Raw genomic sequence first — 24,054 nt, forward strand, 5'->3', positions numbered from 1 at the left:
GGAGCTGAGCTCCCCATTTGTAGACTCTACTTAGGCTGGCGCCAGAAAATGGCGGCCAATGCAGGTAGGATAATTATGGCACCGAGCATATTTACCACAAACATGAATGTTAACAATATTCCCATGTCCATTTGGAATTTAAGCGCCGAAAAGAACCAAGTACTGACACCAATCGCCAATGTAAGGCCAGTAAAGATCACCGCACTACCCCGTTCGACCAACGCCTCATAGTAAGCCTGTTGCACTGGCATACCATTTGATAGCTTAGACGACATAGTCGAGAGGATATAAATACCATAGTCCACACCAATACCAACCCCCAGCGCGATGACAGGTAAGGTACTGACAGCTAAGCCAATATCGAGCTGAGTCATCAAAGCCTGTGCCAGTGTCGACACGACATATAACGGAATAATGACCGCCACAGTGGCTTTAAAAGATTTAAAGCTGATTAAGCAGAGTACAAACACGGCACCATAGACGTATATCATCATAGGTAACTGCGCCTCGGCCACCGCTTCGTTAGTCGCTGCCATTACACCCACAGGACCCGACGCCAGTTTAAACTGCAACTTCTCGTTGTCCATTTTCGCGGCGACGGCTTTGACCTTAGCGACCACAGTTTCTATGGTTTCGGCCTTGTGATCTTTCATAAACAGATACACAGGCATGACAGAACAATCGCCATTTAATAAACCTGAAGTCGTGGGAATTTGGCCAATAGCCTGTACTAAGCTCGCCGTTGTACGCGGCAACACTTCCCATCTTGGATTACCTTCGTTGAAGCCAGCATTCACTTTTTTAGCGACCGACGCCAGACTCACAGTCGACTCCACCCCAGGAGTATTGCGCACTAACCATTCAAACTGATCAATTTGAGTGAGCACATCGTGGTAAGTACAGGCTTCAGGTGCTGCCTCAACAATCACAGTCATCACATCTGTGGTGATAGAGAAATGATCTGTGATGAAGAAGGTATCGAGGTTATAACGCGAATCTTGATGTAACGCTGGCGCGCCGCCCTGTAGATCACCAATCTTCATCTGATTGGCTTGTTGCAGACCCACAAAATACAACACCACAGTGGCAATAATGACTACCACAGCATATTTAGGCGTCGCAAAACGCGCCATGAAGCGCCAAATAGCCTCAGTTCGCACTTCTTCAGCGGTCGGTTCTGCGTGTTTATTGACTTTGATTTCAGTAAAAGAAATCACCAAAGGCAACAGGATAAGGTTAGTGAAAATGATCACGCCCACACCGAGCGAGGCAGAAATAGCCAGCTCGCGAATAATCCCAATATCGATAAATAACAGGGTAATAAAACCAACAGTATCGGACAATAATGCCACACCACCCGGCACTAATAAACTACGAAATGCCGACGCCGAAGCCGCTTTTGTCGTTTGCCCGTCGAGCACTCGACGCCGTACAGCGTTAATGATCTGCACCCCGTGGCTCACACCGATGGCGAAGACTAAAAACGGTACCAGAATCGACATAGGATCAAGACCGAAACCTATCACAGTCAATAAACCAAGCTGCCAGACCACAGCCGTTAAACTGCAGACCAGTGGCAGCATGGTCAAGATGATTGATTTAGAAAAGAGGTAAACCATGATGGCGGTGACCAAAATCGCGATCACGAAGAACAGCAATACACCCTTAGCACCATCAGCCACATCCCCCGCCATTTTGGCGAAACCTATGATGTGAATTTTAACCTTATCGGTTTCGAACTTGCCCCTAAGCTCTTTTTCTAATTGTGCAGCAAAAGCAATGGTATCAAGCGGTTTACCCGTCTGTGGATCAAAATCCATTAATTGAGCCGACACCATAGCCGCACTATAATCGTTGGCAATTAATCGGCCGACAATCCCTGCTTTTTCAATATTATCGCGAACCGTTTCTAACCCAGACACTGAAGTTGAAAAATCCGCTGGAATAACAGGCCCGCCAGCAAAACCATCCTCAACGACTTCAGTAAAACGAGTGGAAGGCGAAAAAATTGATTTCACCTGCGCACGGTCAACCCCTGGAATAAAAAACAGCTGATCATGCACATTTTTTAAGGTATCAAAATAGTTAGCATTAAAAATATTACCGCTGGTATCCTCAACCGCCACCATGATGCTGTTGGCACCACCAAAATCTTTTTGGTGTTTCAGGTAGGTCTGCATATAACTGTGCTGCAGTGGAATATTTTTGATAAAAGCCGCATCCATTTTGAGTTGACTGGCCTGATAGCCAAAAAACAACGTCAAAAACACAAAAATGCCGACGACCCATGCGCGATTGCGAAACAAAAATGACTCAAATCCGTTGACCAGTTTTTCTAACATCTTCTCGGCCCTGTTATTTATTGTAGTTTTAAAATTTTATGGCTTAAGAATAAACAGCCCTTGGCTGCCGGATAACCACATATTCCCTTGATTATCCTTCGCAATAGACACTAAGTTTTCCCCTTGGCGACGAGTCACGATACTGCTAGTGTCATCCTCATTTAGCTTGATCACTATCCCCGCATTTCCCACTAAATATAGCGCGTCGTCAGAAACAACCATGGCACCGTTGATTGAGGATTGCACCGGCAGTTCTATTTGATTCCATTGGCTTAAACTCACATCAGCTTTGAATATATGACCGCGAAGGCCCATCACATACACAGCATTTTTCGTTTCTACGGCGTTAAACATAGAACCATCGTAATCAAAATTGGTACGCGTAAATGTTTTACCTTGATCGCCAGAAACAGCGACTAAGCCCAGCTCGCCAACCAATAATAAACGTCCATCGGTTAAGGTTAAAATACGATTAAAGTGCGGCAATAATGAAGCGCGCGCACTCAAATAGGCCAATTGATCGCTGCCTTTTAACTCCGCCAAATAAGCCACATCTTCTTCTGCTAAGAGCTCCTCATGGAACTCCTCACGCCACTGGGCACCGCCATCGTTGGTGCGATAAAACAAACCGTAAGCACCAATGGCAATACCATTGTTTTCGTCTAAAAACACCACATCGAGGAATGGTTTTTCAATCTCGGGCGAATGCATCTGCTGCTGCCAAGTTTGGCCACCATCCTGAGTCTGTAAAATGGTTGCATCATGACCTACAGCCCAACCGCGTTTTTCATTGAGGAAAAAGACTTTGGTCAGCTGTGAACTCACGGGCGTTGCCACTTGATGCCAACTGCCGTCATATACCAGAGCATGACCACGTTCACCCACAGCCACTAAACCTGCGCCTACGTTGGCAATATCTAAAATCAAAGATGAAACAGCAAGAGGTTGAACTTGAGAAAAAATCGGATCAGAGGGCGTTGCAGATAACGTAGAAGGAAAAAAAGCGCCACCGAAACTTAATACAGCGACACACTGAAGGATGCGAAACGACATACAAACTTCCTTAAACTAATGAGGGGCGCTAAGCGCCCCTTTGTACGTGGCCTATTAACGGATACCTTCACGACGCAATGCATCGGGGGTAAAGTTAGCTTCAGTCAGTTTGGCATCGAAGTTATACATGCCACTTTGGTTGTCTAAGCCCATGGCGAGATAACGACGGGATTGCAAATCATGGAAGACTTCCAAAGTATCCCACTGTGCAGGTACTTCGTAGTAATTCAAGCCATGTGCAACGGCTACACGATACAACTGATCACGGTTGTCGTAGAGATCGGCGATTGACACTTGCCATGAATCTTCATCAAGGTACATATCGCGCACTTTATAAATGTGGCGCATACCATCTTTCAGCGTCGCCCTCACTTGCCATACGCGGTGTTTTTCCCAACGAACGTATTCAGGATTCACATGACCAGGTTTCAATATTTGGTCATATTTCAGCTTATCTGAATGCAGTTTGTAATCGTTGTACGGGATATAAATTTCTTTTTTGCCAACCAGTTCCCAGTTGTAACGCACTGGAGAGCCGTTAAACATATCGAAATCATCTGTCGTACGCAGACCATCTGACACTGTACCCGGTGTATCAAAAGCCACGTTCGGCGCTTTACGTACTCGACGTTGACCTGTGTTATAGGTCCAAGCTTGGCGGGGAAGCGCCTCTTGATCCATGGTTTCTTTAACCAATAAGGCTGTACCTGCTAAACGTGCAGGCTGAGTCACCACTTGCTTAAAGTAGAACAGCGTATTGCTGGCTTTAAGCTGATCTAAGGTAATTTCTGGACGAGAATATTCGAAGCGAATTTCCTCAGCCGTTTCGACTAAGCTATAGCTACCATCGGCTGTCGGTGCAGCTTGGCTACGGGAAGTTTCGATATCGATACCACGAAAACGCAAAATGTGGTTCCAAATGGCTTCTAAACCATTTGCAGGGATCGGGAATGGAATACCAATAGCCGCGCCAGAAATACCATTGCCCTGTGCAATCAGTTCAGCACGAGTCGCGTTAACTTTAGTCGCATCGTAAACGAACTGTGGTACAGAGGCGCTACGGCGAGTCTTATACACATTCATCTTGTAGGTATCAGGATAAAGTTCGAACAGCTTCACCTGACCCGGCGTTAAAAAATCTTTATATTGCGCTTTGTTAGCATTGGTAATAGTAAATTCAATCTTATCCTCAGGGAAAGGATCTGGGTGATGCATCCCTTTGGTATAACCCGCCACAGGCTTAGTAATACCACCATCCCACGCAGGAATAGAACCATCAGCATTACCTGCTTTTTCAGCACCTAAAGGGGTAAGTTCATTGCCAAGTTTTGCCGCATCAGCTTCTGATATCTTAGCCATAGCGACTGGCGCTGCGAACGCCAGCATGACTGCACTCGCCAATATCGTCAGTTTCTTCATTGTTTGAGTCCTTTTAGATCGAATACTTGATATTGAATGAAACATAATCACGATCTGCCATCGCATTCGTCGTACCGACACCGCCAAAGAAATTGTTATAGGAGATATCTGCACCCCAACGGTTTTGATAGTCGAAGTTAACGCCTAGCGCGACAGACTTACGTCCTTCCGTGAACAGGAACATAGGATCAGGTGTAATACCATCAACGTCATGGGAGAAAATCACCCGTGGAGACATATTGACCCCAGCAAATACGTTGTTGAAATCCGCCTTTCCAACTAAACGGTATCCCCAAGCAAAGTCGGTTGGGAACGGGTTCGTTTCAGGACCATTATGCAAAGCTTGAATGATGCCGGGCATATCTGGGTTGCCGCCAGAACGTGACGTACCTGGGCCATTGAGACGTAGCTCATCAAAACCTGGCATATCATGGATCCACACGCCACCCACTTCGGCCAACATAGTCAAGTTATCTAAGCCTAACGTTGGACCAAATAAATGGGTGAAAGTCATCTGCGCCTGAGTGGTATCAAGACGGATAAAGCCATCCACGGTTTCACCCGGCTTAACATCTTTAATCTGTGAAATACCATCGAGATCTGGACGAAGACCAGCGTTAGCTAACTGCTGTGGCATACCGGCAAACAACAATTCTACGTCATCGATTTGCAGTGGTTCATCCTGACGATGGGCAATTTCAGCCGCGACAGAGGTATCACCAACCAAGGTATTGAAACTGAAACCGTAAAGCTTGATATCTTCTGGATAAACGATTTGCGCCTTAGAGAAACTCTTCAAATTGAGCAGCAATTCACGATCAATGTTACCCGAGTTTTGACCTATGGTCGCCAGATCAGATAAAAGTGCACCCGTGCTAAAATCGGCGGCTGTACCACTGATAAGAGGACGACGGCTATGGTAATTCATGAAATAAAAACCAAATTCGGTTTCACCCAGTGAAGGCGCGTAATAACCCAGCTTAATACCATATTGGCCATCATTGCTTGGCTCTGCCTCATCCTGCACTAGCGTCACTTTTGTTGGGTAAGCTAAGGCCATAGAAACCAATTGCTGTGTCGGAATAGATTGGCCGCTGGCAATCATGCCCGCTAAACGCTCGTATTCTTGCATCACAAAGTCTAAATTGATGTCAGGGTTAGCATTAAACCCAAGCTGAGCGTTTTGAGCGTAACCACCGAAACCCGCAAAATCGTTAGTCGCAAAAATAGAACCCGGTGTTGGTACCCAAATAGGTTGCCAATCATATTGATAGAATGCTTCTACCGTTAATGAATCCGTCAAACCAAGGGAAGCCCACACCATACCTTGAGGTCTGAACGCTTCTTTTAGTTCAGCGCCTGGCGCATTAAGTATGTTCAAGTCAACGGCGTTGATTTCACTGATCCCATGGGCAATCAGTGTACTTTCACCCCATGACACCACTTGATTACCTACACGAATAGATAATGGATTAGCGCCATCGTTGAGGTCAAAGTTGCCATACACAAACGCATCGAGTAAGCGAATATCTTTACATTGAACTTCTGAAGCACGGTTATCTTCGCAAGGGTCAAACTCTTTGCCCGTTATCGGATCATTAAAATCATAATTACCGTCATTGAGTTTACGATCATAGAAATACATACCACGGGCGAATAAACCGTAGTTTTTGTATTTCAATGACAATTCATGCAAACCTTTAACGATTTCGGACGTAGTATCGCCTTGAGAATAAAGTAAATTACTTAAGTCATTGTTACTGGAATACGATCCGGGCTGGGCCCAAATCTCAGCAGAAGTGTATTTAGTATTGCCAAATGCGCTGTAATTAGACCAATCGAATTGGGGTTGATTAACCTTACCAATTTGACCTTCCCAATCGCGCTCCCCTACACGCCAGCTCGCACCAGCAGTCCAAGTTGAGTCAAATGTGCCCTCAACCTCTCCCCAATTAAAAGATACTGCATTAACGCTTGGGATCATTAACAAACTCAATGCCGACGCCACCCCCAAAGCAAGCGCCGATTTGTTAAAACTATTTTTAACAATTTTCATTTTAGCTCTCCGTACCCTGCTGGATTCTTTGTTTTAGGAATTACAACCAACATCTTGTTAGCTAACAGGTAACATCATTGTTACAGCAATTAATCCCCTTGAGCAAGGCGCAGTTAGAGAAAATTTTCTAAAGAATTAAGCATGTAGGTACATTTGTACCCTTAACTAAAAAGGAGAGATTTAAATTAGCGAAAAGCGGAATAGGAATGAAACATAAAAACACATTAAAAAATCATATAATTCATTAACATATTTAAAAATAAAATATCACAAAGCGAGCTTAGTAATCAGCCGACCGTTTAAAGTAATTGCTCTAAGTAAAGATAAACAAATTAAGACTAAACTCGATTTAATGAAACAAATTGTCCCTTGTCATCTAAAACCAATTTGAAATAGCCTTGAATGCCATTTTCGGTTAAAAAACGCCTAAAATGACGGCCATTAATCCACAAAATCCGCCCTTGAGTTTCACGAACCTCGACTTTATCGGCAAGCCCTTGATAATAAGGTAAGAAATCTCGATAGCTGATCGATAGTTTGAAATACAGTTCCATAATATCAGGGCAGCACAGACTGCTGCCCTCCTCCTACAAACTGCTATTTTGCCAATGCTTTAGAGACTTTTTCGTACATATCCTTAGATAAGTCAGGCAAAGCCAAAAGTTGCCCTAAACAGGCTTTTATCAAAGTTTGGCGGCCTAAGTCGAATTTATGATACTGGATCAATGGCGTCACCATACGGGCCGCAACCTGCGGATTGAGCTTATTAAGGGTCATTAAGCATTCGGTTAAGAAAGCATAACCCTTACCGTCTCTACGGTGGAATTGATAAATATTACCGGCAGCAAAACTGCCCACTAAAGCACGCACTCGGTTTGGATTGCTCATACTAAAACACTTGTGTTGCTGCAACTGACGCAAACACTCAATCACATCATCTGCATCACGGGTCGCTTGCAACATAAACCATTTATCCATCACTAATGGCGTATCCTGCCAACGTAGCTCAAATGTCGTCATCAGTTCATCACGACAAGGTAAATTCCCAACATTGGCTGCCGTCAACGCACCAAGAGAATCCGTCATATTACTGGCGTTATCGAACTGAGAAATCACTAACCCCTCGGCCTCATCCGACACCCGAGCTAACCAAGTTAAACACTGATTTTTAAGGGCTCTTGCCTGCGTACTCTCTACTGCGACTAAAGAACGATATAGCGCAATCAATTCATCTTCACTATGTGAAGCGAGCTCTATTAATACAAATTCACGTGCTAAAGCTAACGCATCTAGATCAACACTCTCTGTTTGCTCAATCAAAGCCGAAGCCGTAGGTATCGCTAATATTTCGGCGATCAATGCCGGATCAAGCTCAGTGTCTAACAACACACCTTTAAAACTATCGCGCACACGGGGATCGAGAGCCATAGCTTGTTGCTGTTGTAAACTCGCCACATTTTGCCAAATAGCTTGGCTCACTAAGGTCACAGAAGCTTCCCAACGCGCCACTTCGCTGCTAGCAAAACGCATCAAGTGAACGAGTTGATCCACATTGAATCGATATTGTAATTTGACGGGCGCGGAAAAGTTTTGCAGTAACGAAGCGACAGGTTTATGAGTGAGTCCATCAAAGCTAAACACTTGTTCAGTTTGAGTAAAATTGAGGATTTCATTCACTAAAGAATGGCCCTTCGCATCTAAGAGCTCTAAGCTAAACGGAATATGCAGCGGTGATGCACAGTTCGCTAGACTTTGTTTAAGGGTCAATTGATAAACGCCCGTTTGCGCATCAAAGCTGTCCATCGCAGTCACAATCGGCGTACCAGCTTGGCTATACCATAAACGGAACTGGGTTAAATCCACTCCGCTGGCATCTTCCATTGCCGCCACAAAATCATCACAGGTGACAGCTTGGCCGTCGTGGCGTTTAAAATACAGTTTCATTCCCGCCTGAAACTTTTCTTCGCCGAGCAAAGTGTGCATCATGCGGATGACTTCAGCGCCCTTGTTATACACAGTCACAGTGTAGAAATTATTCATCTCAATGACAGATTCTGGACGAATAGGATGGGACATAGGGCCAGAATCTTCTGCAAATTGCTGATTCTTGATCACTTTAATTGCATGAATTCGATTCACAGCGCGTGAACCTAAATCAGAGCTAAATTCTTGATCGCGAAAAACCGTTAAGCCTTCTTTCAAACTTAACTGGAACCAATCGCGGCACGTTACGCGGTTTCCTGTCCAATTATGGAAATACTCATGGCCTACAACCGATTCAATGCCGTGATAATCCTCGTCGGTGGCCGTTAAGGTATCTGCGAGCACATATTTAGTGTTAAAGATATTTAAGCCTTTGTTTTCCATCGCACCCATATTGAAAAAGTCGACGGCCACTATCATGTAAATATCTAAATCATACTCAAGATCAAAACGGCTCTCATCCCATGCCATGGATTTCTTAAGTGATGCCATCGCATGGTGTGCTTTATGTAAATTACCTTTATCAACGAACACTTGCAGGATCACTTTACGGCGACTGCGAGTAATGAACTCATCTTGCAATAGATCAAAATCGCCAGCGACTAAGGCAAATAAATACGCTGGTTTTGGAAATGGATCTTGCCAGCAAACATAATGGCGTCCGCCATCTAACTCACCTTGATCAATCAAATTACCGTTACTCAGTAAAAACGGGAATGCGGCTCTATCGGCTTCGATACGAACAGTGTATTTAGCTAATACATCAGGGCGGTCAAGGAAATAAGTGATACGTCGAAAGCCCTCTGCCTCGCATTGCGTGCAGTAGGCACCATCGGACATATAGAGCCCTTCAAGGCTCGAATTAGCTTCAGGATCGAGCTTAGTGATAATGTTCAGCTCAAACTCATCAAGCTCAGTTTCTAGAACTAATTGACCTGCACTAACATGGTAAGGCACAGCATCACCATTAACAGTCAGCGAAACAACGGTCAAATCTTCGCCATCCAACACTAAGGCTTGTGCATGTTTTGAAGTGCGTTTTATACGACTGATCGCCTGCACTTGGGTTTCATTGCCTGCCAAATTAAAAGCTAAATCGATAGTCTCTATCGTAAAAAGTGGCGCTTGATAATCTTTTAAGTATTTTGCTTGAGCTTGTGTCATTTCGATCCCTTTAACGCTGATCTAAATAAGAAAAAACGCGCCATAAGCGCGTTTTGATATCGGATAAATCGACTCGACTAGCGCCTACTTAGCACTAGTTTTAGCCATTTTTTGCACATCAGCCATATCTAAGGTGATATAAGCGGTTTCGTCTAAAAATGCATCTGGCAATTCAGCGTCGTCTTTAATGTCTTCCATTGATTTAACCGGTGCTAAACCATTGGCGACTCGGCGCTCGTTCGTTCTATCGAGGACTTTCTTCTCATCGGCTTCGCGGGAGGCAATGCGCTCACTTTCAACCAGAGAAACTGTCTTCTCTTTGTGGTGCTTTTTAAAGTCGGCAATATCTTGATTGATATAAGCAAACTCTACGCTGCTTTTGATGCGGTTAAGGTGCTTGGCCTCAAGGCTAGTCACTAACTCAGGCGTCACATCATTGAGCGTGCCATATTGCGCCATTGGCACTTTATCCCAAGGCAATGCATTTTTCTCTTCAGCTTCGCCGTACTCGCCCGGCTCCAACGCACTTGGGTAAGCAATGTTGGGGGTCACACCTTTAATCTGTGTACTACCACCATTAATACGGTAGAACTTTTGAATCGTATACTGCACATGGCCAATTGGCTTCTCATACATGTCGTAGATACGGCCTAGGCTCTTATGCTGCTGTACTGTACCTTTCCCAAAACTCGACTCACCGACGATCAGTGCACGGTCATAATCTTGCAATGCGGCAGCAAAAATTTCAGAGGCTGAAGCACTGTAACGGTCAACCATCACAGTCAATGGTCCAGCGTAACTGGTTTTACCGTCGTTATCACGATGCGCAGACACTCGTCCATCGGCATCACGAATTTGTACTACAGGGCCCATATCGATAAAAAGTCCCGTCAGTAGCACGGCTTCCGTTAATGCACCACCACCGTTACCTCTAAGGTCGATGACTATGCCTTCTACTTTGGCGTCGTTTAACTTCACGAGCTCTTTTTCAACGTCCTGCGACAAATTCATATAAAAACCAGGAATTTGGATCACACCGACTTTGCGATTAGCATACTCACCGTCTTTAGGTTCAATCACCTTAGAGGTTGCAGCTCTGTCTTCAAGACGAATTTTGTCGCGAACTAAGGTAACGTCGAATGGCTTCGCATTGGAACCGCCTTTCTTCGGTAAAATTTGCAGAACAACTTTACTGCCCTTAGGACCTTTAATCAGGTCGACCACGTCGTCTAAACGCCAGCCAATCACATCAACAATCTCGCCGCCTTCTTGACCGACACCGACAATCTTGTCTTCCGGCGACAGTTTTTCACTGCCCGCAGCAGGACCGCCAGTAATTAAACTTTTAATGACAGTGTAATCGTCTTCGAGTTGCAGTTGAGCACCAATACCTTCAAGGCTCAAGTTCATTTCCATTTGGAAACGTTCAGCATTGCGTGGTGAAAGGTAACTTGTATGTGGCTCAATGCTACGCGAGAAGGCATTCATCACGCCTTGGAACACGTCTTCACTGTTAGTTTGAATCAACCGTTTAATCGCGTTGTTGTAACGCTTTTGGAGGATATCAACAATCTCAGGCCATTTCTTACCTGTGAGTTTAAGATTTAGTGCATCGTATTTAACACGTTGACGCCATAACTCATTAATTTCTGTCTGGTCTTTTGGCCATGCGGCCTCATCGCGGTCGTACTCATAGGCATCACCGGGCGCAGAAAAATCCATCTCTTTATCTAATAGAGATAAAGCATAGACAAAGCCTTCATAGCGGCGCTTTTGGACGATATCAAACATTTTATAGGCAGGCTCAAGTTCACCAGAACTGAGCATGTCATCGAATTGGGTAGCATAAGGTTTAAAACTATCGACATCCGCTTGGGTTAACACATTGCGGCGATAGTCTAACTGCTGTAGATAACGATCGAAAATTTGCGCAGAAAAGGCGTCATCAAGATTGAATCTATGATAGTGCGAACGAGTGTATAAGTCCGTTACCCTTTTGCTCGCAACCTTATGTTGCGCTTCCTGCTTGAGAGTGGGTAACTCGCTGATTTGAATCGTGGGTGGTACGGCCCAAGCCGAAAATCCGACAAAAACAGTGGCGATCGAGGTAGCCAAAGTGAGTTTTCGCATCAACAAGTTACTCCGTTTTAATAAATGATTACAGCAGGATATGTTCTGCTCTAACTTTAATCGTTAGGCCACTATCAAGCTGAACATGAATATCTTCCTTGTTAATGTCAGTAATCACACCGGCTACGGGTGTCATACCTAATTTAACATTGACGCGTTGTTTTTTCGTTAAATCAGTCAATTGTGCTTGAACATAATTGACGACTGGCGCTGCAGCTTTTGGCGCAGGCTTAGCAGGACGCTCAGTTTTAGGACGCTGAGGAACAGCCACCTTTTTAGGTGCTTTCTTCGCCGCGGGCTTAGGTGCAAGTGCTGCACGTTTCGCTTTGGCCTTATCCTGACTCTCTTTCAACATGGCTTGAGCATGATCAATGTGCTCTTGCTCTAACTCGCCGCAAGGTTCGCCATCCAGGTTTACGCGTTGTGCGCCCGCTTTAACGCACTTTAAATAGCGCCAGCTGCTGGTGTAACGTCTCAAGGCAACTCTGAGCTGAGTTTTACTGACTTTAGAATCATCAGCCAACCTTTCAGCCAAATCTTGAAACAATCCGATTTTTAATGGCTTAGTTTCACCTTCAGCAATAAAGCACAAAGGAAATGTTTCATACAAATACGCCAAAATTGCATTGGTGTCGGTCAACTTTTCTGTTGATTCCATCATTACTTCCACAGTCAAAAAGGGACATCGATTCGAGGTGATATATATCAGCTTCTTACATGTCGTTTATCTTCGTTAAACTCAATATTGAGTCAACGTACAAATTAGCATCCTAGCCGCGTTTACTAAAGTTAAAAAATATACCTTAACAAATTTTGACAGCTCAAAACACTAAGCTTATTCATTGCATGCCAATCAAACCAGCTTAATGCGTGCAGGCGCATATTATAAGGCGCACGCCACCGATTGCGACTATGAATTATGCGTTATTGTACGCAAATTAATCAAATAGGCAGTTTTCAAAACTTTTAACCAGTAATTCCAGCCCCTTTTGGTCTTCTTCATCGAAACGATCGAAGATAGGACTGTCAATATCGAGCACGGCAACCACGTTACCTTGCGCACGAACTGGCACAACGATTTCAGAATTACTGGCAGAATCACAGGCAATATGACCATCAAATTGATGGACATCAGCCACTCGCTGAGTTTGATTAGTGAATGCTGCAGTACCACACACACCTTTTCCTAACGGAATGCGTGTACAAGCCACTTTACCTTGAAACGGGCCTAATACTAGTTGTTCGCCACGCATAACGTAGAATCCCACCCAGTTCAGCTCAGTTAAATTATCATTGAGCAAGGCTGAAAAATTCGCCATCGCCGCAACAAGGTCGTCTTCCCCTTCCAACAAGGCCAAGGCTTGACGGTTAAGTGACTCATAAAATTTCGATTTCATTACATTTCCTAACAATTTTATTCTGCTGCTTCGGTCTTTTTAGCCGCTTTTTTCGCTGCAGGCGGATTCATTGGCGTACTATTAACCTGAACGGCGCCTTTAAGCAAGTTCGTCAGCTCATCTTTATTGTTAGCAAAATAGAATGCGAGCTTTTCGCCCACACTTTCATCTATACCCAAATCAGCTTTTTGAATGAAGGGGATAAGGTTATCGGCGATATCGAGCATCTTATCGTAGGCATCAGCCTCCTTCTTAGATGTGAATGTCATCTTTTCAACCCCTTCTCTGACCACGACAAACTGTGTTATTACTGCCATGACTGCCCTCGCACTGTTTTTATATACAGTAACTAGAGTGACATAGATTGAACTTGTGATGCAAGTGTTCTGATTAATCTGATATTATTAGCGTACTTTCGTTGCCAAGATTATAAAAGCGCTAGACGTGGCTGAACAGCTAACTAGCACGACACTTTGCACCGTTCTCGCTGTTATTACTCCTATTAGGCTAATATATATTTTTATATGCATGAAAACGCAGCAGAAAATTCAGTAACCCTATGCCGCTCCTGCGATTTAGCAGTCCGCAAACGTGCCTTGCCTAGCGGCGTTAGAGCAATCTGTCCTCGTTGCAGCACTGCACTTTATGACACGCCATACTGCTCTGTGAATGGTATGTTAGCCCTATGTATTTCTGCATTAGTGTTTTATTTCCCAGCCAATTTTTTACCCGTACTCGAGATCCACTTTTTCGGCAGTATTCGTACTACCACGGTTTTCCAAGGGGCATTTGCAGTATTTGACCAAGGCTATTGGGTTGTAGGTGTCGCCGTACTTGCCGCCGCGGTGATAGGCCCTGGCTTATTACTGTTATCGATATTGACACAGATTTTAATTGTGAAATGGGGATTGAGTAGCCTTTTTTGGCGTAACTCATTGAAGCAGTTATTAAAATTTCATGGTATCTTATCGCAGCTCACTATGCTGGAAATTTATGTGATCAGCTTCTTAGTTTCATCATTTCAGCTATCTGATTTTTCGGACATTTATTTTGGTATGGGCACATTTTGCTTCACTATGCTGTTTCTCGTGACCTTGTTTCTACAAAGAGAATACGACTTAGAACATATGTGGACGTTATTGGAAGGTCATAGCTGATATGAAACAACAAGGTAAAGATATCGGCCTATGTCTCTGTAAAGTGTGTCGCCAACTCAACAGCAGTGAACTCACGCACTGTCAGCGCTGTGAAACTGAGTTGCACGTCAGAGACTATTCCAGCCTGCAAAAAAGTTGGGCTTTGTTGATTACCGCTGCCATCTTGCTGGTGCCAGCCAACATTTACCCTATCACTATGCTGACCAACCAAGGCCAAGTGCGGCACGACACGATTTTTTCGGGCATTTTGCATTTAGTGCATTCAGATATGCTGCCTATTGCCATCATAGTGTTTACCGCCAGTATTTTAGTACCATGGATTAAAATCATCGGCTTATCCATTTATCTGTGTGCGATCAGCTTTGACATTCCGATTTCAAAAAAGAAATTGATGGTGGGTTTTCACATCATCGAATGGATTGGCCGCTGGTCAATGCTCGATTTATTTGTCATCTCAATCACAGTGGCATTAGTGAACATGGGACAATTACTCGACGCGAAACCCGCGCCTGCGGCTACCGCATTTGCCTTGGTTATTCTGTTAACTCAGTTAGCCGCAAAAGTTTTAGACACTCGTTTACTCTGGGATCGATTGGAACCTCAAGATGACACAAATTGAATCGCCGAAAGTTGTAAAGAAAAAGCTCTTTTCGCCCATTTGGCTGCTTCCTATTGTCGCGTTGGCATTAGGTGCTTGGCTGGGCATTAAGAGCATTAAAGAATCGGGGGTTGAAATTCAAATTCACTTTCCGAGCGCCACTGGGATTGATGTGGGTAAAACCTTAGTCAAATACCAAGGTTTGACTGTCGGTAAAGTGAAAGACATTGGCATAGATGAAGATCTCAAAGGTGTGAACGTCAAGGTCATGATGGACTACCGCGCTAAGCCTTTCTTGAATAAAGAAACCCTCTTCTGGCTTGTCACACCTAAAGCAAGTATTACAGGTGTTGAAGGCTTAGATGCGCTGTTTTCCGGTAACTACATTGCTATTCAACCCGGTAAAGGCAATGCATCAACCTTCTTCGAGGCAGAACGCCAACCGCCGCCGATGCAAATCGGCTCAGAAGGTGTGATGGTCGAATTGACCTCCGATAAACTGGGTTCGCTCGATGTTGGCTCGCCAATATTTTTTCGCCAAATCCCCGTGGGTAGCGTGGTCAGCTATCGTTTAGATGGCAATCAAAGAGTCATTATCAGCGCTTTCATTCAAGAGCAATACGCGCGGTTAGTGAAGAAAAATTCTCACTTTTGGAATGTTTCTGGCGTCAAAATTGATGCTTCACTAACTGGGGTTAAAGTCAGTTCAGAGAGTTTGGCGTCCATTCTGGCTGGCGGCGTGAGTTTCAGCTCTGACGATAAAGCAGACATAGCTAAAAACGGTGACGTTTTTTCGCTTTATGATTCAGAAACCACCGCCCTTGGCGGCATAGAAATAAGCTTGACCATGGCTGACGCTAACGGTGTCGACAAAGGCACTCGTATCGTTTATCGCGGCATCAATATTGGCAGTATTTTAAGTAAACAACTCACGTCCAATGGTGTTACAGCCGTGGCTAAGTTTGAACCTCGATACGGTTCACTGTTAACTAACGACGGCGTGTTTTGGCTTGAAGGTGCTGATATTTCCCTCTCAGGCATTAAGAATCCAGAACGCTTACTGACAGGTAGCGTGATCAACTTCCTGCCAGGCATCAACACCAAAAGCGCGGTACCAAGCAGCTTTGCCTTACAAGCCAAAGCGCCTGATTTACTGCAATCGAAGAAGCGTTTCTTGACCTTAACCTCAGCCGAAAACATGGGCATTTCAGCGGGCGCTCAAGTTCGCTTCAAGCAAATCCCCATTGGTTCCGTGCTTGCAGTTAAGTTAACCAAAGATTTATCGGCGGTGGAATACCAACTCGAGCTACAACCTGAGTTTGCCAGTCTAATACGCAGCGACAGCTATTTTGTGCCTGAGTCGGCATTAACGGTAAACGCATCGTTAGACGGGGTCTCAGTCAAAGCAAGGGATTTTACAACGCTCACTCAAGGTGCAGTTAGCTTGATCCAAGGTCACAGCGACACACCTTTAGCTGCTAACAGCGCTCTGACCCTCTTTAGCTCTGTGGATGCCGCGACAGCTTTTTATGATCGTCAGCAGCAAGTGCATTTAACATTAATCAGTCAAGATGGCGCCGATGTCAGCCAAGGCTCACCGATTTATTATAAAAAAATGCAAATTGGCACAGTTGACTCAGTGAACTGGCAAAGCAAAACCGAAGACTTTGCTATCAAGCTCGCTATCGACAAACAGTTTCAACCCTTGCTGAAAAAGCCAAAAGTATTCTGGCGTAACAGCGCCGTGGATATCAGTGCCAGTCTTGCCGGTATTGATGTCGCCGTTGCCCCGCTACAAGGGGCATTAAAGGGCAGCATCAGTCTGGGACTGCTTGATAGCAATGACAAAGCCAGCAATGCAGCTAACTTAAAACTCTATGAAAGCAAGCAGTTGGCATTAAGTCAGGCGCAGGCAATTCGCCTCACATTACCCGCCTCCAGCAAGCTTACGGCCAAGGCAGCGATTCGTTATCAAGGTCATCAAGTGGGTGAAGTGTCGCAGGTAAAGCTCAATGCGGATCTTAATACACTCACAGCTAGCGCATATCTCTACGGGGAATATGCCGAACATTTCAGCCGCAGTGACTGTGAATATCATTTAGTGGATGCACAAATTTCTCTGGCGGGGATCAAAGCGCCAGAAACGCTGATCACAGGTCCTTACATAGGAGTCTTACCGGGTAAGAGCAGTCAGAAAGCGACCCAGTTTGTTGCCAACCTCGCCGCTAGCAGTTATGCCAACGTTGCCGAAGATGCGCTGAAATTCATTCTAGAAGATACTAGCTTAGGCTCAATGAAAGTCGGCACACCTATCTTCTTCCGAGGGATTAAAGTCGGTCAAATCGACGGTTATAGCCTATCGACACAGGGGAATAGTGTATTGATGCAGGCCCATATCGAGGCACAGTACAGTCACTTAGTGAATCAAAGCAGTCAATTCTGGGATGCCTCAGGGATTAAAGTCGATGTCGGCCTCTTTTCAGGTGCCCAAATCGAAGCGGGCTCGCTGGAAACCTTACTCGCTGGCGGCATCAATGTGGCGACTAAGGACACGACTCAAGGGGATAATCGTTTAGCAGCAGGAACAGTATTAAGATTGCAACACAAAGCCGAAAACGAATGGCAGCAATGGGCACCAGAACAGTAATTATTTTCATCAAAATACTTACACCAACGCACTAATATTAAAGCTCTTACAAATAAATCAGGCGCATAATGCGCCTGATTTATTTTTAGCTTCTCGCAATGTTATTGACACATTCTAGGTCGCGAGCCCACTTATCCATAAAACCAATAACAAACAGCAATCGCGACGCTGATCCCCGCAAAGTCCGCAGTTAAACCGCAAGCCAAGGCGTGGCGTCCATGGCGAATACCCACAGATCCAAAATACACGGCGAGTACGTAGAAGGTTGTTTCAGTGCTACCCTGAAAAATCGCCGCTAATCGGCCCGCAAAAGAATCGACGCCGTGATGATCCATTGTCTCGAGCATCATGGCTCTAGCACCTGAGCCGCTAAAAGGTTTCATCAGCGCGGTCGGCATAGCATCGACAAAACGCGTATCGAAACCCAATATCCGCACACCAGTGGCAATCAAGTGCAACAGATAATCCAAGGCGCCGGATGCACGCAGTAAACCAATCGCTAATAACATAGCAAGCAAATAAGGGATCAACTGGATAGATTGAGCAAAACCCGCCTTCGCCCCTTCAATAAACTCATCATAAACCGCCACCTTGCGAATGCCCGCAACAATCACGAAGGTAAATACCAATAACAGCAAGATACCATTGCCCATTGCCGTCGACACTGTGCCAATGGCATCAGCACTTAAAGTCATCAGATAAAAACCACTCGCCACTAACCCTGAGAGCATCAAGGCGCCATAACCGAGCACCACTGAGTTTAATAATGAAATTCGCTGCACTAACGCCACAACAAGCAAGCCCGCCAATGTCGATGCCGAAGTAGCCAGTAAAATCGGCAAGAAAATATCCGCAGGCGCAGCGGCACCTTGCTGGGCACGGTAAAGGAATACCGTCACAGGCACTAAGGTCACAGAGGAAGTATTGAGTACTAAAAATAAGATTTGCGCATTGGTCGCCACGGTTTTTAGCGGATTTAAACTCTGCAAATCATGCATCGCCTTTAAACCAAGTGGGGTGGCGGCATTATCTAACCCAAAGATATTCGCTGTTAAATTCATCGTGATACTGCCAAAGGCGGGATGCCCCTTGGGCACTTCAGGCATCAAACGGCGCAGTAATGGCTCAAACACAAAGGCAATAGCGCCGACAACGCCTGCCTTTTCTCCTACCTGCATCAATCCCATCCACAGAGAAAGCACGCCAATCAGCCCAAGGGAAATTTCAGCGGCAAGCTTAGCGCTAGCAAATAATGCGGCGACCGAAGCCGATAATACTTCTATATGTCCATTGAATAACTGCACTGCTATTGCAAGCAATGCCGTGATAAAAAAAGCCAACCACACACGATTCAGCACGCTAATCCCCTTATTTTTATTTGTTTTTATTCTATTAGCTCATGGCTACTGAGTGCTAGCTTTATGGCGACTCATTCCAATATCGCTCAAATCATCAGAGCATAAACATTAAATCACAATAGCAGCCTTGGCGGCTCGGGAGAAAATCTCAGACCCAATAAGGGATTATGATATACTCGCACCAGTTGATACACAGTCTATTTTCCTATGGTTCAATGAAATCAATGGTCCAATTAAATCAAAATTTTATCGATACAATCACCCAAGAACTCCCCGCCCATTTATCCATGGACGAGTTTATTGCCGCCTGCGACAGGCCGCTTAGACGTTCAATTCGGGTCAATACCTTAAAAATCAGCAGTGACGACTTTAAGACCTTGATGCAACCTAAGGGCTGGACGTTCGATCCTATTCCTTGGTGTGAAGACGGATTTTGGATCAGTTACGATGAAGAAGAACAACTCGGCAATGCCTTAGAGCACATCCAAGGCTTATTCTACATTCAAGAAGCCAGCTCTATGTTGCCGCCGACCGCACTTTTTACACCGAATGCACATTGGCAGTGCGTACTTGATCTCGCCTCCGCGCCGGGTTCAAAAACCACGCAAATGGCCGCATTGATGCGAAACCAAGGCTTATTGGTGGCTAATGAGTATTCGGCGAGCCGCGTGAAAGTATTGCACGCCAATGTGCTGCGCATGGGCGCGAGCCACTGCGCCCTCACCCATTTCGATGGCCGTGTATTTGGCGAATACCTGTACGAAAGTTTTGATGCCGTGCTTATCGATGCGCCCTGTGGCGGTGAAGGCACAGTGCGTAAAGACGCCGATGCTCTAAAACACTGGAGCCTAGACGATGTGCTGGCGATTAGCGAAACCCAAAAAGCCTTAATCGAATCGGCGTTTCTCGCCCTGAAACCCGGTGGCAGTTTGGTCTACTCAACCTGCACCTTAAACCGCCTCGAAAACCAAGGCGTGTGCGAGTATTTAAAACAAGTCTACGGCGATGCGGTGCAATTTGAATCCTTAAGCGATTTATTTGATGGTGCAGATCGAGCTACAACGCCCGAAGGCTTCTTACATGTCTGGCCACAGATTTACGACAGTGAAGGTTTCTTTGTCGCTAAATTGACAAAAACCGCCTCAGTGCCGCGTTTACAACCAGAGCCTAAACTACAGAAAAACTTTCCCTTCACGCCCGCATCAGCAAAACAAGCCCAAGGGATCAAAGACTATTTTCAGCAGGATTTAGGCATCAGCTTACCGGACGAACTCATCATGGTTCGCGATGATGAATTCTGGCTATTTCCGCATGAATTCAACGCTTTTATCGGCCGTATGCGCTTTCAGCGTATTGGCATTAAACTCGCCGATAACAGTAAACACGGCTTTAAAGTCCGCCATGAAGCGATTATTGCATTAGCAGGAAAACAACTCAGCCCAACCTCAAAAACAGTCGATGTGAGCGATGTTGAAGCGAAAGAGTATTTGATGGGGCGAGATATTGCCCTAAACACCGCAGTGAAAGCTCAAGGTGAAGTGATCGTCTGTTATGGCGGTGCACCATTAGGCATGGCAAAACATTTAGGCAATAAGTTAAAAAACAACCTACCCAGAGACTTAGTGAAAGATAAAGTGTTACTGCTACCAGAACAGACAAAATCGTTATAATTTCGCTGTTTTTTAGCGATAAATAACCTAAAAAAGGGGAAAGTGAGCGCGACTATAAGACAAAAGCTCGACTACACTGAGTCTATTGTAAAGCGCACTGCATGGCGCTTTCACCTGTAGCGCACGGCTCTTCAATGAGCCATTCCCCTAGGCCCAAACAGCTTTAATCGTTTTGGGCCTTTTTTTATGCCTGTACGCTAACAATCACGCAATCGCATAAAATGGGTCAAAGCACTTGCGGCTAACGGCCAACTAAACGCGCTGCATCTTTGAATAAATTAAAGAAGTTATTGCTGGTGTATTCAGCAAGATCTTCATAACGCTCACCTCTAAGCTCTGCCACAAACTCAGCCACATCGCGCACATAGGCAGGCTGATTCTCTTGTCCACGGTGTGGGATCGGCGCCAAATAAGGCGAATCAGTTTCAACTAGCAGACGATCCTGAGGCACTTTGCGAATAACGGTTCGCAGATCACCCGCATTTTTAAAAGTGACTATGCCTGAAACCGAAATATAAAAGCCGAGATCAATCGCCGCTTTCGCCATCTCCCAGTTCTCGGTAAAGCAATGCAGCACGCCTCCGACGTTATCCGCGTTACCCTGCTTAAGCATATTGATCGTATCTTCACGTGCATCACGGGTATGGACAATTAAAGGTTTATTCACTTCGACAGCAAGGGCAATCTGCTGCTCAAAACATTGCTGTTGCAACAGCTTAGTGTCGTCGGCATAAAAATAATCTAGACCAGTTTCACCAATCGCGACCACTTTAGGATCGGTGGCAAAGCGACGAATTTGCTCAACATCGAGGCCTTCTTTAACGTCTAATGGATGCACACCCGATGACAAAAATACCTGTTCGAAGGCTGCAACTTTATCTCGCATCGATTCAAATCCTTGCTGGCGTACATTCACGCACAACATATAGTCCACGCCACGGGCTTTAGCATTAGCAAGAATCTGTTCTAAGGTTTGTTGATCAGGCGCCGCTTTGAGGCGATCGAGATGGCAGTGTGAATCAATAAGCACAAGGATTTCCAAGCAGAGTAACAAAGGACGACAAGGATACCCAGCCAAGAGATCGAGGTCAAATTCAACAGAATTAAATAGCCAGTTTAGGCAGTGAGCAGACGTTTAAACCAGAGCAATAATGCAGGCTAACCTACATAGTACAGGTTAAATCGCCAGAGGCGAGTTCGCGAGACAGTAACTTTTCGATATGGTGTTTATGGCTATCTGGCTCAGAAATAATTTTAATGCCAATCCCCACAGGGCGGCCACCCGACGCTCCTAAGGGATTAATCCACACCACAACACCACGAAATTCATTAGTGAGAGTTGCGCCGGGTAAACGATACGCAATCGTCAGCGGTTGGCCAAGATAATGACTTTCACTGGTCGCAATAAATAATCCTGCCGGCTTAATAAAAGGCATATAGGCACGATATAACTGATGTAAGGTATCAAAATTAACGACGAGATCTACCATGGCATATTACTTATTTGTTATCTCTCTATATTCTAAGACATAACTTTGACACAGGGCCAGATAATTGATGCTCGGCATTGTGCTTAAGCTATGACACATTCCCATGATCTTAGCCGCCAAATTCCCGAGCTGCGCATGAACAAACGCATCTTGATGGCTATTTTTCAGTAAAACCTGTCGTATAAGTAGATACAAAACCTTAAGAACATCAATTATTTGTTGTTCACTTATTACTAACAAACTAGCACACAGATGACCAGACGACAAACTTTGTGCCCAATCTTTGCGAAATTGTAGCAAAGATTGATACCGACTCTGTTGGCTACCCTCAGACTGCAAGCTCTCAGCCAACTTTAACGGCCCCCCCACCACACTCAAACACCAAGTCACATCCTCTTGAATACCACATCGCTGGGCAAGCCAGTTTTTGATGACCTCTCGACTAGGAACGACAAAAGGAATGCGTTGACAACGACTGCTAACCGTCGCCATCAAACGTGCAGGCGTATCCGACTGCAAAATCAGTAAGGTATCTTTACCTGGCTCCTCAAGGGTTTTAAGGAGTGCGTTCGCGGCAGCGGAGTTAAGACGCTCGCTGTGGTGGATAATCGCTACACGCCTACCACTTTGCTGTGCGGTGGCTGTCAGACGCGTACACAGCTCACGAATTTGATCGACTTTAATTTGATTGCCATCGGCGGCGATATGATAAAAATCAGGATGATTGCCCGCATCATAGAGCTGGCAAGACTTGCAAAAACCGCACGCTCCCACAGGCGTTGGCTGCAAACACATAGCCGCGCGCGCCATAAACACACTCAGCAACTCACCGCCATAGGCTGAATCAATGCCCACGAGTTGTGCGTGAGGTATTTTTTGACACGCTAATTGAGCTAAAAATGCCTGCCTTGGCCCTTCGAGCCAAGGTAATTGCTCAGCCGTAAATCCAGACTCGGCTACCATACCATCGCCTGAAGCACGGCTAAGATATCTTTGTGCACTTCGGCCATAGTTTGGCTCGCGTCTATAACCACAATACTGTCGTCTTCGCTGGCAAGTTTGAGATATGTAGCGCGTGCTCGCTCAAAGAAATCAATCGCTTGTTGCTCAATTCTATCAAGCTCACCACGTTTAGCTGCACGGGTAAGCCCAAGCTTAGGATCTAAATCTAAGTACAAAGTAAGATCGGGTTTAAATCCCTTTAGTGTTGCAGTGCTCACCGCTTCCACTAACGGCATTAAACCTCTGCCACCACCTTGATAAGCTAATGACGATAGATTATGTCTATCACCCAATACCCATTGCCCTTGCGCAAGCGCGGGCTTTATGACATTAGCAACCAACTGAGCTCTGGCAGCATAAATGAGTAAACACTCGGCCTCATCACACAGGGGATCGTTCGCATCGGCAATCTTAACTAAATCACGGATACGTTCAGCCAATGGTGTACCGCCCGGTTCGCGGGTGCAAATCGGCGCTTTACCCGTATGTTTTTCAATAAAGTCGCGAATAAGGTTAATCGCACTCGACTTACCTGCGCCTTCTAAACCTTCAATAACGATAAATTTTGCAAAAACTGACATTGGATTT

General features: G+C 45.2%; 19 protein-coding genes. 4 read left to right on the forward strand and 15 right to left on the reverse strand.

What is annotated here, in order from left to right:
* Positions 1 to 26: 26 nt before the first annotated feature.
* The 10 genes from KO531_RS15185 to KO531_RS15230 all read right to left on the reverse strand — a co-directional run bounded on the left by KO531_RS15185 (position 27) and on the right by KO531_RS15230 (position 13,861).
* On the reverse strand, positions 27 to 2,342 hold the full coding sequence (locus KO531_RS15185; RefSeq protein WP_113940560.1) for an MMPL family transporter: 2,316 nt from the start codon (positions 2,340 to 2,342) through the stop codon (positions 27 to 29).
* Between the two features lie 36 nt (positions 2,343 to 2,378).
* On the reverse strand, positions 2,379 to 3,395 hold the full coding sequence (locus KO531_RS15190) for a YCF48-related protein (RefSeq protein WP_219251590.1): 1,017 nt from the start codon (positions 3,393 to 3,395) through the stop codon (positions 2,379 to 2,381).
* Between the two features lie 54 nt (positions 3,396 to 3,449).
* Positions 3,450 to 4,814: a DUF1329 domain-containing protein gene (locus KO531_RS15195; protein WP_219251591.1), complete on the reverse strand. Its 1,365-nt coding sequence runs from the start codon at positions 4,812 to 4,814 to the stop codon at positions 3,450 to 3,452.
* Between the two features lie 13 nt (positions 4,815 to 4,827).
* Positions 4,828 to 6,870, reverse strand: coding sequence for a DUF1302 domain-containing protein (locus KO531_RS15200; RefSeq protein ID WP_105252651.1), 2,043 nt, complete (start codon positions 6,868 to 6,870; stop codon positions 4,828 to 4,830).
* A 338-nt stretch (positions 6,871 to 7,208) separates the two neighbouring features.
* Complete coding sequence (locus tag KO531_RS15205; protein WP_028759764.1) at positions 7,209 to 7,424, reverse strand: DUF2835 domain-containing protein; 216 nt, start codon at positions 7,422 to 7,424, stop codon at positions 7,209 to 7,211.
* A gap of 43 nt (positions 7,425 to 7,467) precedes the next feature.
* On the reverse strand, positions 7,468 to 10,017 hold the full coding sequence (pepN, locus tag KO531_RS15210) for an aminopeptidase N (RefSeq protein WP_219251592.1): 2,550 nt from the start codon (positions 10,015 to 10,017) through the stop codon (positions 7,468 to 7,470).
* Between the two features lie 84 nt (positions 10,018 to 10,101).
* On the reverse strand, positions 10,102 to 12,147 hold the full coding sequence (prc, locus tag KO531_RS15215; RefSeq protein WP_219251593.1) for a carboxy terminal-processing peptidase: 2,046 nt from the start codon (positions 12,145 to 12,147) through the stop codon (positions 10,102 to 10,104).
* Between the two features lie 28 nt (positions 12,148 to 12,175).
* Complete coding sequence (gene proQ, locus KO531_RS15220; protein ID WP_028759761.1) at positions 12,176 to 12,805, reverse strand: RNA chaperone ProQ; 630 nt, start codon at positions 12,803 to 12,805, stop codon at positions 12,176 to 12,178.
* A gap of 280 nt (positions 12,806 to 13,085) precedes the next feature.
* A complete protein-coding gene (locus KO531_RS15225; RefSeq protein ID WP_028759760.1) occupies positions 13,086 to 13,544 on the reverse strand; it encodes a GAF domain-containing protein in 459 nt (152 codons plus the stop codon).
* 17 nt (positions 13,545 to 13,561) lie between these two features.
* Positions 13,562 to 13,861, reverse strand: coding sequence for a YebG family protein (locus KO531_RS15230; protein ID WP_028759759.1), 300 nt, complete (start codon positions 13,859 to 13,861; stop codon positions 13,562 to 13,564).
* Positions 13,862 to 14,068: 207 nt separating this feature from the next.
* Between KO531_RS15230 and KO531_RS15235 the strand changes: the two genes are divergently transcribed.
* The 3 genes from KO531_RS15235 to KO531_RS15245 are packed head-to-tail and all read left to right on the forward strand — an operon-like array spanning position 14,069 to position 17,946.
* Positions 14,069 to 14,701 (forward strand): paraquat-inducible protein A, encoded by a 633-nt coding sequence (locus tag KO531_RS15235; RefSeq protein WP_173244555.1) that lies wholly within the window; start codon positions 14,069 to 14,071, stop codon positions 14,699 to 14,701.
* Position 14,702: 1 nt separating this feature from the next.
* Positions 14,703 to 15,320: a paraquat-inducible protein A gene (locus tag KO531_RS15240; protein ID WP_105252657.1), complete on the forward strand. Its 618-nt coding sequence runs from the start codon at positions 14,703 to 14,705 to the stop codon at positions 15,318 to 15,320.
* Positions 15,307 to 17,946, forward strand: a complete 2,640-nt coding sequence (locus tag KO531_RS15245; RefSeq protein ID WP_219251594.1) for an MlaD family protein — start codon at positions 15,307 to 15,309, stop codon at positions 17,944 to 17,946. The genes KO531_RS15240 and KO531_RS15245 overlap by 14 nt, the downstream gene beginning before the upstream one ends.
* 131 nt (positions 17,947 to 18,077) lie before the next feature.
* Here KO531_RS15245 and KO531_RS15250 read toward each other — a convergent pair whose 3' ends face one another.
* On the reverse strand, positions 18,078 to 19,304 hold the full coding sequence (locus tag KO531_RS15250; protein WP_219251595.1) for a spore maturation protein: 1,227 nt from the start codon (positions 19,302 to 19,304) through the stop codon (positions 18,078 to 18,080).
* Between the two features lie 224 nt (positions 19,305 to 19,528).
* On the opposite strand from KO531_RS15250, the gene rsmF reads away from it, so the two are divergent.
* Positions 19,529 to 20,974 (forward strand): 16S rRNA (cytosine(1407)-C(5))-methyltransferase RsmF, encoded by a 1,446-nt coding sequence (gene rsmF, locus KO531_RS15255; RefSeq protein ID WP_219251596.1) that lies wholly within the window; start codon positions 19,529 to 19,531, stop codon positions 20,972 to 20,974.
* 241 nt (positions 20,975 to 21,215) lie between these two features.
* On the opposite strand, the gene KO531_RS15260 is transcribed toward rsmF, so the two are convergent.
* The 4 genes from KO531_RS15260 to tmk all read right to left on the reverse strand — a co-directional run bounded on the left by KO531_RS15260 (position 21,216) and on the right by tmk (position 24,047).
* Entirely contained in the window at positions 21,216 to 22,004 is a 789-nt protein-coding gene (locus KO531_RS15260; protein WP_131523337.1) for a YchF/TatD family DNA exonuclease, read from the reverse strand.
* A gap of 133 nt (positions 22,005 to 22,137) precedes the next feature.
* The gene (locus tag KO531_RS15265; protein WP_028759752.1) at positions 22,138 to 22,464 is read right to left on the reverse strand and encodes a PilZ domain-containing protein; all 327 of its coding nucleotides are present in this window, start codon (positions 22,462 to 22,464) and stop codon (positions 22,138 to 22,140) included.
* A gap of 6 nt (positions 22,465 to 22,470) precedes the next feature.
* Entirely contained in the window at positions 22,471 to 23,427 is a 957-nt protein-coding gene (holB, locus tag KO531_RS15270) for a DNA polymerase III subunit delta' (RefSeq protein ID WP_219251597.1), read from the reverse strand.
* Complete coding sequence (gene tmk, locus KO531_RS15275) at positions 23,421 to 24,047, reverse strand: dTMP kinase (protein WP_028759750.1); 627 nt, start codon at positions 24,045 to 24,047, stop codon at positions 23,421 to 23,423. The genes holB and tmk overlap by 7 nt, the downstream gene beginning before the upstream one ends.
* Positions 24,048 to 24,054: the final 7 nt, after the last annotated feature.

The sequence above is a fragment of the Shewanella sp. NKUCC06_TVS genome (genome assembly GCF_019345515.1).
Taxonomy (GTDB): domain Bacteria; phylum Pseudomonadota; class Gammaproteobacteria; order Enterobacterales; family Shewanellaceae; genus Shewanella; species Shewanella oncorhynchi.